The sequence below is a fragment of the Ectothiorhodospira lacustris genome (assembly GCF_022227785.1).
GTDB classification, from domain to species: domain Bacteria; phylum Pseudomonadota; class Gammaproteobacteria; order Ectothiorhodospirales; family Ectothiorhodospiraceae; genus Ectothiorhodospira; species Ectothiorhodospira lacustris.
Map to the genome: position 1 here is coordinate 1 of NZ_JAJNQM010000100.1, position 10076 is coordinate 10076.

Below are 10076 nucleotides of genomic sequence, written 5' to 3' on the forward strand. Positions count from 1 at the left end.
TTTACCTCTGAGCTGAAAGGTGGGGGTGGGACCGCAGGTAGGTATCGACGAGCTGTTGCGTGTCTTCGCCACGGTGGCAGCTGGTGCATGCACTACCAGGCGAGGCGACGGGATTTTTCAGCATGTTCCGATGGGCGAGATCCTCTCGGAGGATGCGAGGATTTCCTTGGTGGCAGCCGGCGCAGGAGTAGTTGACGCTATTGTGATCGTGATGCCATGGACCCTGTTCCGGACTGCTTGCAGGGGCTGCGGCTCGCCTTCCGTTGTGGCACCGAAAGCAGCTTGAGGCACCGAGGCCGCAGGCATTGGCAAGTTTCACCGGGGACAGCGACACGGCATGCTCTTTAAGAACATGCAAGGCTTCCCGGCCCCATCCCTCATCCGCTTGTTCGGCGCGCCCTGAGGATTCGGCCGATGGTTGCAGGTAGTGCGAACCCCAGATCAGGAGTACGCCGGCAATGAGCGCCGGCAGGGATATTGCGGCGAATCGGAACGTGTTCGGGTAACGCTGCAGAAGCATGATGAAAAATCGCTTGTTGAACTTCGCGCTCACTTTCATTCCTCTTGTTCAGACCTGGCCCGGTTGTTTCCCTGGGCATTTTTGATGTCCTGCTCTCGGAGTCCATCCCCGCACATGCATACCGGTCCATCACGGAATCTCAACCTGCCCGAACGTTTCTCGGACGCCGGAGATGCTTCTTGTATCTGCTCCCGGTGATGCCCCGAGGCCTTGCCGGAGGCGGGATGGTCTTCAAGGGCGACTACCGCGCCCGGTAGAGCCGAGACACTGACCGCGAGTGTTAAAAGGAGGACGCCACCGACGATGCGCATGCGCATGAACGCTTTCCTTTTTCGTTGCAGGCAAGGGAGGTATCGCCACTGTGCGGCGGCGATACCTTCAGGCATTAACCCCCGCAAGGATTGGGGGGCAGCACGACGCCGCCGCCGGAACCACCGCTGTTGCCGGTGTCGTTGCCATTGCCAATGTCCTCTCCATCATCCAGGGCCTTGTAGGCCTGATCTTCAAGGATCACCGCATTGGACCGCGGGGCGTATGGGTCAACGATGCGGGGTGGGGCCACCGCGGCAGGGTTTTGTGGGTCACTCCAGGCATTGCGTGGCGCGATGTTGGCGGGCAGGTTGGGGAAGTACGGCTCTGACAATACGTCGGTGCGCCAAGGTGAGTCAGACGGCAGGATCAGAACGCCGTCCCGGTCGTAGGCGTCTCCTGTCAGGGAGTTCCATTCAATGGTGGAGGCATCGTAGAGCCGGGTCGGCAGCCCCAGGATCACGGCGGTCACGATTTGAGTGACTGCCGCCCGTGCAGCGGTTTCACACCAGATATAGACCGTATCCCCGTCCTGATAGGCATTGCCGATGCCCAGGTATTGATAGGTCCCGTCGACAAATCCCCGACCGTTTTCATCGACTTCGCCGTTGAGGTAGGCACGCAGGGCCGCCTTGGGTTTGTATAAACCGGTGCTCGTATCAATCAGGTTGGTCCAGTTCAGATTGACCGACCCACGGGGATGGCCTTGACGGGTAGCTTGGTTCTGGAAGCTGGCGTAGCGGTTTGCCAGGGGGCCACCTGCTTCCGAAGCCTCGCCCGCGCTGTACTGATCCAGACTGCGCCCATCCCACAGGAAAACGCCGTTGGAGGTGTTATTGATGTCCCGGGTAGGCAGGACATCAATGATGTCCTCCAATGTCGCCTGTAGCGCCGTGTTGTCAACCCGTAGATCTTTTACGTTACTGATCTGTCTGTTGATAATAGGGCTGGGCTGGTTTGCAATGGCAGCGCTGAAGTCTTGATTGGTGAAATCGCCGGCGGTCCAGTCACCATTGAGATGATTATTGCCGCCATTGAGGACGGCCAGATTGCGATGGTCGACACCCCAGTAGCGAAAGGTATACCAGCAACGCCCCTGATTCATGGCCGCATTTCCGCCGGTACCCTGTGCGCAAACAATCATGTCGTTGTTCACGTCGATACCGTAGCGCCGGATCAGTGCATCAATGCTGGGCCCCGATAATACAATCCCGGCTATTTCAGACACGCCATTTGTGCGTGGTTCCCGCCAGCCGGTTTCCAGATAGGTGAATACGTTTTGATTATCTGGTTTTATGAATTCAAAGCCGCTGGGGCCACGTGTCGCCTGAATGATGATGAGTTTTCCGGTTATCCCGTCAGGTCTGTTTTCCTCCCAGTTATCGATCCAGCTTTTCAGCGTTCTGCCAGTGATCAGGCCACTGTGGTTGTCATCATATTCCTCAGCCGACTTTTGGGCGATGTCAGCTGGGGAATTAATTCGAAATCCGGTTGAATCATCGATTGATTCCTTGGAACGTTCATCACCACAAGCGGAGAGTGAAATTGCCAGAGTGATGCAGATAAGAATAAGGAAAACGCCCGGCGGTAACTGGTTTTTAAGATTTTTCATGACCACTTGAATTTCCTGTCAGAAAGGCTGTTGTCGGATCGGATAGCAGAATTTTTCCCATGTTGTTGATTTGTCTAATAGCATGAGTCATGCCAGGTTTTTTTGTTTTTAAATTCAATGCATTAACCGTGTGCGGTATCTGCTGCTTCTTCGATATGCTGATCCGGTGTTTCTGGGGCAGCAGGAGTGCTTGCTGGGGAACATCTGCAACGCCATGCCGACCGGTGGGGGAGCCATTCAATGAGATATGAAATGAGTCGACAAAAAACTCATGATGCTTCGAGTTTTTATGTTGGAAAGCGTCGACCGATACGGCTCGGTACAGGCCTGTATATCGTCAGGTAGTTGGGTGGGGTGAGGCTACTGCTGGTACGTGACCGGCCTACAAGGCCGGGGGGGGGGCGGCAAGGACTAAGTGCTTTTTGTAGGAGGTGATGCCGGGATCGAGTCAAGCAAGGATGAGGATGATCTGGGCCAGCAGGATCTTGGCAATGGTGGCCATGGGAAAGACGGTGGCATAGCCGATATGGGGCAGATCGTTACCTGCCTGCTCTACCGCGTAACCCAGGGCTGCAGGCTGGGTATGCTGTCCGGAGACCACCCCCAGCATGACGTTCATGGGCAGTTTCAGCAGTTGATACCCTACCGCCAACGTGGTGGCCGCCAGCGAGAAGGTGAGCAGGCCACCCATCAGGATGAGGTCCAGACCCTCGCCGGCTTGCAGCGTGGATGCGAAGGCATGACCGGAATTGGTGCCCACGGTCGCCAGGAACAGCAGCAGACCGAATTGGCGCAGGGTGAGGTTGGCGGAATAGGGCAGGGTCCAGACCACTGACCCCGTATGACCGATGGCCCCCAGCAGCAGCCCCATCAGCAGGGGGCCACCGGCAAATCCCAGTTGCAGGGTCAGCCCGCCGGGCAGGGGCAGGGGTATCAGACCCAGCAGCAGTCCCAGACCCAGGCCAATGGCCAGGATCGGGATATTGATTTCCGACAGGGCCTGGTAGGAGTCCCCGAAGAATCGGGTGACCTTGTCCATGTCATCGCGCCGGGACACCACCCGCACCCGGTCCCCCAGTTCCAGTCGCAGATCCGCGGTCGGCAAAAAATCCATGTCCCCCCGACGCACCCGGGTCACGACGGCGCCCAGGCGCTGGGGCAGGGCCAGTTCTCCCAGGGTGCGGCCGGCCACCTGGGGATTGCTGACAAACATGCGTCGAAAATCCAGGCGGGAATGGTCGAAGATGAGGTCTGTATTCACCACGTCACCCAGTCGGGCGGCGGTGCTTTCCAGGTCGTTCCGGGCCCCCACCAGGCTGATCTCATCACCCGGTTCGAGCACGGTGTCCGGCTGGATCAGTTCCACCACGTCACCACGCCGGTAACGACCAAAGATGACATGCCAGCGTTCTTGTTCCCGCCATGCCTGGATGGGCATGCGAGTGACTTCATGGCAGGTGATGCGCACGGTAATGTGGGTCAGATGCTCACCGGTGGCACCATAGTCGCGCAGCCCTGCCGCCTCCCGCGCATAGTCGATGCGCCAGAGACGTTGCAGCACGATGATGGCCAGGATGATACCCAGGACGCCGCCCGGATAGGCCAGGGAATAGGCGATCACGGGGGCCGATAGGCTGGCCTCGTTGGCGCTGTCCCTTAGGGTTTCCAACACACCGGCCAGGGCGGGTGTATTGGTCGTGGCACCGGCAAAGAGTCCGGCGCTGGTGGGACCGTCCAGGGGCAGGGCCCAGGCCAGCAGCAATGTCACACCGGCCCCGGCCAGCAGTGACAGCAGCACCAGTCCGTTGGCCCGCAGCCCCCGGCTGTCGAAGGCCCGAACAAAGGCACGGCCACTGGCCAGGCCCACCAGATAGACGAATAGGGCCAAGCCCAGTTGCAGGACGAATTCCGGCAACCGCAGGGCTGGGTCCAGGGCGCCGAAGCCTAGTCCGGCAAACAGCACGGCGGCCATCCCGATGCGGGTGCCCAGCAGTCGGATGCTGCCCAGCAGCATCCCCGTGGCGGCCACGGCAAAGAGCAACAGCAGTGGATTGTCGGCGAGGATCTCGATCATGGCGCGGTCCGGTGCTCGTGGACTACAGACTCATCGCATTGTGTACGTCGATACTGTTGCGTCGGATCGGTGCATCAATGCTGGTTCCTGATAATACAATTCCGGCTATTTAAGTCATGCCATTTTTCATTGTAATCAGGCATGGGATGAGTCGACAAGAAATTCATGATACTTCTGGTCTTGATGTCGGAAAGCGTGCTTGTTTTGAATAAGGTATGCAGAAAATCGGAAAAAGGATGTACTTTGGATTTGCTATAGTGGCATTTTTTATTGGGGGTCAAAGTGTCTTTGCTTGCGTTACCCAATGTCTTGGAGATTACCCGGGAGCGAGCCACCGCACTGGTGTTCGAGGATCAGAAATCCCAGGCTCTGCTGGAGCGAATTGAGCGGCTTGCGCCCAGCGATGTCGGTGTCCTCATCATGGGCGAGACGGGTACGGGCAAAGAGCTTGTCGCGCGCCATATCCACGATAAGAGCCACCGCCGGCCGGGTCCCTTCGTCGCTGTGAATTGTGGCGCCCTCATGGAGAGCCTTTTTGAAAGCGAATTGTTCGGGTACGAAAAGGGGGCTTTTACAGGAGCTCAGAGTGCACGCAAGGGATGGTTTGAAGCCGCCGATGGCGGCACTCTCTTTCTTGATGAGATCGGCGATCTGCCTTTTTCAATGCAAGTCAAATTATTGCGTGTGCTACAGGAACGAGAAGTGGTGCGTCTGGGGGCGCGTGCCGCTATTCCCGTCAATGTACGTGTGCTGGCGGCAACGAATGTTAATCTCGCTGACGCCGTGAAGGCGGGTCATTTTCGTGAAGATCTTTTTTACAGGTTGCATGTTGCCACGGTATATCTTCCACCGTTGCGGCAGCGCGCTGGAGATATTATTCCTCTGGCCCGGTATTTTGTTGAGAAATATTGCCTTCGCCTTGGATATCCTTCAATCAGTATCAGTGCCTGTGGTGAAGAAAAGCTGATGTCTCATTCATGGCCCGGGAATGCAAGGGAGCTTGAGAATGCAATTCACTATGCACTTATCATATGCCGTGATAACCAGGTAAGGGCGAAGGATTTGCAGCTTCTTTCGTTGACATTATCGAGTGATTATGAGCCTGTCTCAGCGAATATTGATTCACCGGTCGAGGCTCTTGAAAGGGCTTTTGAAAGTTTGTTTGATGGTGCGCCACCAGAACTATATGCCTTGGTGGAAGATACATTAATACGCACGGCATACCGTTTTTGTCATGAGAACCAGGTGCAGTCAGCACGCCTGTTGGGTATTAGCCGTAATGTGATGCGAGCACGGCTTCTCAGAATTGGAGAAATCAAGAATCACAGGGCTGTTGAACGATGATGCATGATAATATGATGACAGTAAGAAGTGTTTTGCTGAAGACCCGTACCCTTGCCATTGTAGGTCTATCCGACGATTGGTACCGACCTTCTTACTTCGCTGCCAAATATATGCAGGAGCATGGCTACCGGGTGATACCGGTCAATCCCAGGTATGAGCGGGTACTTGGTGAAAAATGCTACCCAACGCTCAGTGCCATTCCTGAAACGGTGGATCTGGTGGATGTTTTCCGCAAGCCCAGCGAAGCTCCGGGCATTGCCAGAGAGGCCGTGGCCATCGGTGCCAAGGTGCTGTGGCTGCAGATCGGCGTCATCAACGATGAGGCCCGGACGATTGCCGAGACCGCCGGGCTGACTGTGATCATGGATCGCTGTGTAAAGATCGAGCATGCACGGTTGTTTGGTGGCCTCAACTGGTTCGGCGTCAATACTCACGTGATTTCTTCCCGCCGCCTGCTTCGTTTTTCTCCACCGAAAGCATGACCATGACCAAACACGAATACGGATTTGATACGCTTTGTCTGCATGCCGGACAGGTCCCCGATGCCGCTACGGGAAGTCGTGCAGTACCTGTCTATCAGACGACCTCCTACGTCTTTGACAGTCCGGAGCACGCAGCCAGTCTGTTCAACCTGCAGACCTTCGGCAACGTTTATTCACGTCTTTCCAACCCGACGGTTGCAGTGCTGGAAGAACGCATCGCCGCCCTGGAGAATGGTCGAGCTGCAGTGGCGACCGGCTCCGGCATGGCCGCGCAGATGATTGCCCTGCTGAATATCTGTGAAGCCGGTGACGAGATTGTTGCCTCCCGAACGCTGTATGGCGGTACCCATACCCAGCTTGACATCAGCTTCAGGAAGCTGGGCATCAAGACCCTGTTCGTCGATCCGGACGACCCGGAAAATTTTGCCCGTGCCATCAATCCCAGGACGAAGGTGGTTTATGCTGAAATACTGGGAAATCCGTCGCTTAACGTGCTGGATATCGAGGCTGTATCCCGGATTGCAAACCAGGCAGGTTTGCCGCTGTTTATTGACAGTACTTTTGCCAGCCCCTACCTTTGCCAGCCCTTCAGATGGGGGGCAACACTCAGTCTGCATTCCGCCACCAAGTTCATTGGAGGCCATGGCACCAGCATGGGAGGCATCATCGTTGAATCCGGGAATTTCCCCTGGGACAACGGACACTTTCCTTGCATGACCGATCCGTCACCCGGATATCATGGTGTGCGCTTCTACGAGACTTTTGGCGATTTCGGTTTCACGATGAAATGCCGTATGGAGGGGCTGCGTACCTTCGGGCCGGCGCTCTCCCCGTTTAACGCTTTCCTGTTGCTGCAGGGGGTGGAAACCTTGCCTTTGCGCATGGAGCGCCATTGCAGTAACGCCTTGGCCGTCGCCCGTTTTCTGCAGGGGCATCCCAAAGTATCGTGGGTCAATTACCCGGGCCTGGACGACAGCCGCTATCGTGACCTTGCCCGTAAGTACCTGCCAAAGGGGGCGGGCGCGGTGCTTACCTTCGGTATCCGGGGTGGCGCTGCAGCCGGGCAGAAATTTATCGACAATGTCGAGTTTCTCTCTCACCTGGCAAATATCGGTGATGCTAAAACACTGGTCATCCACCCAGCTTCGACCACCCATCGTCAATTGTCCGAGGAACAGCAAATCGCCGCCGGAGTGCCCCCGGATCTGATCCGCGTATCGGTCGGCCTGGAAACTATTGACGATATACTTTGGGATATCGATCAGGCGCTCAGCAGAGTCGGTTAGATTTTTTTGTCCGCGGTTGTTTCAATATGACACCACGGTACGGATAACCGATCACTAGACAGCGTGGCCCAAGAGATGGGCCACGCACGCTCTGTGCAGTGACCGGACTATCAGGTCAAGGCGTCGGCCCAGATGTTCCTGGCCCAGGCCAGCGCCAGCTTGGCTTCCATGGCATTGCGGCCATGGGACAGGCCACCGGCGCCTTGGACCGGTAGCAGGGTACGCTGGTCTGCATCATAGCGATGTACTGAAGCCACATGGACCGCTTCGTCAGGAGAGACAAAGCTGTAACAGGTATTGGCAATGATCGGTGTGGGGATTCGCTCAAGACCTCGGAAATGAGCGATGACGGCATCCGCGGCCACCTTGGCGTGATTGTTGGCCATGAACCCAGACTTGGGCATGCCGGGAGCAGCGACGATGGCATCTCCAATGACGTGTACCCCGGGTATCCGGGTGGACTCGAACCCTTGGTATTCCACACCGCACCAGCGATCGTTGGCGGTGATCAGAGGGGTGGCGATGTGCCCGGCCCGTTGTGGTGGAATGATATTGAACAGGTCCGCCCGAATGCGCTCGAACTCGGTGTGGGCGGTGTTGGTGCGAATATCGAAGTCGACTACTTCGTGGTTCGGCCAATACTCGATAATCCCCGGATACAGATTCTGCCAGGCCTCCAGGAAGAGTCCCTTTTTGGAGGTGATGTCGGGATTCCCATCCAGAATGAGGATTTTGCTCCTGGGTTTTTCCTGTTTGAAGTAATGGGCGATGAGGCTGGCCCGCTCGTAGGGGCCGGGAGGGCAACGATAGGGCGCAGTGGGTATGCTGATGACAAAGGTGGCCCCATCCGGTAGCGCTGCCAGTTGCCGGCGCAGGGCGACTGTCTGGGGACCGGCACGCCAGGCGTGCAAGACCCGCTCCTGTGCGGCGGTGGAATTCAGGCCCGGGATACGGTCGTACAGAAAGTCGATACCTGGAGAGACGATCAGGCGATCCCAGGGCAGGGGATCGCCGTTGGCCAGCAGGACCAACCGCCGGTCGGGATCAATGGCCGTGGCGGTATCGCGCACCAGGCGTATCCCCAGCTTTTCCAGTCCGTCGTAGGGGTGGGTGATGTCTTCAATCTGTTTCTCCCCCGCCAGAACCAGGTTGCTGATGGGGCACGAGACGAAATTGGGATTGCGTTCCACCAGGGTGACTTCCAGGGCGGGCTCCCATTTCTTCAGATATTTGGCGGCGGTGGCGCCACCAAAACCACCTCCCACCACCACGACCCGTCCCAACGGGGCGCGATTGCGTGAGGTGGCGCAAGCAGGTGCCAGGGCGGTGGCTGCGATGCCTGCGGAAGCTTTTAGAAAATTACGACGATTGATTGACATGCCCATTCATCCCCCTTAGCGTCTGGGCTGTGCTGCGAACCAGTTGGCCAATGCCCTCAGTTCTGCGTCTGAGTAGCCCTTGGCGTGCTGGTGCATGACGGTGGCCGGACGTTCCCCGGTCTTGAATTCGATCAGCAGTTGGTAGAGATCCTCCCCATCGCGTCCCGCCAATGCGGTACTGCCCGCAATGGCACGGCCATCGGTGCCGTGGCAGGCGGCGCAGGAAGCCGCCCAGGACCGTACACTGCGTTCATCCAGGCCTGCTGCCTGGCCAAGGGCGGCCGTGCCCCCCAGGAGGATGGCGCACAAGGCGCCGACCCCCAGTCTTCGTATGTTCATGTGATTTCTCCCCCGATGCTTGGGCTGTTAAAAAACGGATGTCGGGCCGGGTGCCACCACGGGGTGGCCGGTTATTCAGTGATTCAATCCCTGATGGAGGACCGGCTGACGCCCGTTGGCCAGACGTCGGACGGCATTGATCAGGATGTCGACTTCCTCGTGGGTGTTGTAGAAGGCCAGCGAGGGTCTGACCGTGGCCTCCAGCCCAAAACGGCGCAGGATGGGCTGGGCGCAATGATGCCCGGCCCGTACCGCGATGCCCTCTCGGTCCAGGGCCGCTCCGACGTCTTCCGTGCGCCACCCCTCCAGCACGAAGGAGACCACGCTGGTCTTCTGCGCGGCGGTCCCCACCAGGCGCAGCCCGGGGATAGCTTCCAGCCCTTCGCTGGCATGAACCAACAGTTCATGTTCATACTGCGCCACCCGTTCGAGTCCGATGCCCTCCAGATATTTGATGGCGGCGGCCAGAGCCACGGCGTCGGCAATGTTGCCGGTACCGGCCTCAAACCGGTTGGGTGGGGCCTGGAAGCTGGACTGCTCGAAGGTCACGTCGGTGATCATGTTGCCGCCGCCCTGCCAGGGTGGCATCCGCTCCAGCAGGTCCGACTTGCCATACAGGACACCAATACCGGTGGGGCCGAAGACCTTGTGGCCGGAAAAGACATAAAAGTCTGCGTCCAGTGACTGTACATTCACCCGCAGATGGGACACCGCCTGGGCGCCGTCCACCA

General features: G+C 57.8%; 8 protein-coding genes. 3 read left to right on the forward strand and 5 right to left on the reverse strand.

What is annotated here, in order from left to right; genetic code table 11:
• Positions 1–905: 905 nt before the first annotated feature.
• Positions 906–2441, reverse strand: coding sequence for a sulfurtransferase (locus LQ952_RS14325; RefSeq protein ID WP_238623304.1), 1536 nt, complete (start codon positions 2439–2441; stop codon positions 906–908).
• Positions 2442–2889: 448 nt separating this feature from the next.
• Positions 2890–4515, reverse strand: coding sequence for an aspartate:alanine exchanger family transporter (locus LQ952_RS14330; RefSeq protein WP_238623305.1), 1626 nt, complete (start codon positions 4513–4515; stop codon positions 2890–2892).
• 282 nt (positions 4516–4797) lie between these two features.
• Here LQ952_RS14330 and LQ952_RS14335 point away from each other — a divergent pair, with 282 nt between their 5' ends.
• Genes LQ952_RS14335 through LQ952_RS14345 form a run of 3 tightly spaced genes read left to right on the forward strand, consistent with a single transcriptional unit; the run spans position 4798 to position 7627 of the window.
• Complete coding sequence (locus LQ952_RS14335) at positions 4798–5859, forward strand: sigma-54 interaction domain-containing protein (RefSeq protein ID WP_347402088.1); 1062 nt, start codon at positions 4798–4800, stop codon at positions 5857–5859.
• Complete coding sequence (locus tag LQ952_RS14340; RefSeq protein ID WP_347402089.1) at positions 5856–6341, forward strand: CoA-binding protein; 486 nt, start codon at positions 5856–5858, stop codon at positions 6339–6341. Before LQ952_RS14335 ends, LQ952_RS14340 begins: the two co-directional genes overlap by 4 nt.
• Before the next feature lie 2 nt (positions 6342–6343).
• On the forward strand, positions 6344–7627 hold the full coding sequence (locus LQ952_RS14345; RefSeq protein WP_238623306.1) for an O-acetylhomoserine aminocarboxypropyltransferase/cysteine synthase family protein: 1284 nt from the start codon (positions 6344–6346) through the stop codon (positions 7625–7627).
• A 110-nt stretch (positions 7628–7737) separates the two neighbouring features.
• Here LQ952_RS14345 and LQ952_RS14350 read toward each other — a convergent pair whose 3' ends face one another.
• The 3 genes from LQ952_RS14350 to LQ952_RS14360 all read right to left on the reverse strand — a co-directional run.
• A complete protein-coding gene (locus LQ952_RS14350) occupies positions 7738–9006 on the reverse strand; it encodes an NAD(P)/FAD-dependent oxidoreductase (protein ID WP_238623307.1) in 1269 nt (422 codons plus the stop codon).
• 15 nt (positions 9007–9021) lie between these two features.
• The gene (locus LQ952_RS14355; protein WP_238623308.1) at positions 9022–9345 is read right to left on the reverse strand and encodes a c-type cytochrome; all 324 of its coding nucleotides are present in this window, start codon (positions 9343–9345) and stop codon (positions 9022–9024) included.
• Positions 9346–9420: 75 nt separating this feature from the next.
• Positions 9421–10076, reverse strand: a 656-nt coding sequence (locus LQ952_RS14360; protein WP_238623309.1) for an aminotransferase class V-fold PLP-dependent enzyme, incomplete at its 5' end; no start/stop codon positions are given.